General features: G+C 62.3%; 1 protein-coding gene. It reads left to right on the top strand.

Annotated features, from left to right (window positions below; all coding sequences use genetic code 11):
• On the top strand, window positions 1-374 hold a 374-nt coding region (locus K0F86_RS27920; RefSeq protein WP_219133810.1), incomplete at both ends, for a YDG domain-containing protein.

The following is a 374-nucleotide window of genomic DNA, read 5'->3' as shown; positions in this document are numbered from 1 at the left end:
AGCAACAAAGTCGTGACGGTGCAAAACGCCAGCCTGTCCGGTACCGATGCCGCCAACTATGTACTCACCTCGACCACCGGCGCCACCAGCGCCACCATTACCCAGCGTGAACTGGCGCTGGGCTTTGCGGCCGCAGGCAAGACCTACGACGGCAACAGCGCCGCGTCATTGACGATTACCGACAACCGTATCGCCAACGACGTGCTGACGGCAACGGCCAGCGGTGCATTTGCTGACAAGAATGCTGGCAGCAACAAAGTCGTGACGGTGCAAAACGCCAGCCTGTCCGGTACCGATGCGGCCAACTATGTGCTGGCCTCGACCACCGGCGCCACCAGCGCCACCATCACCCAGCGTGAACTGGCGCTGGGCTT

The sequence above is a fragment of the Janthinobacterium sp. UMAB-60 genome (assembly GCF_900095235.1).
Classification (GTDB): Bacteria; Pseudomonadota; Gammaproteobacteria; order Burkholderiales; family Burkholderiaceae_D; genus Janthinobacterium.
The sequence above is the reverse complement of the archived record's forward strand: the minus strand, read 5'-3'. Positions and strand labels throughout refer to the sequence as shown.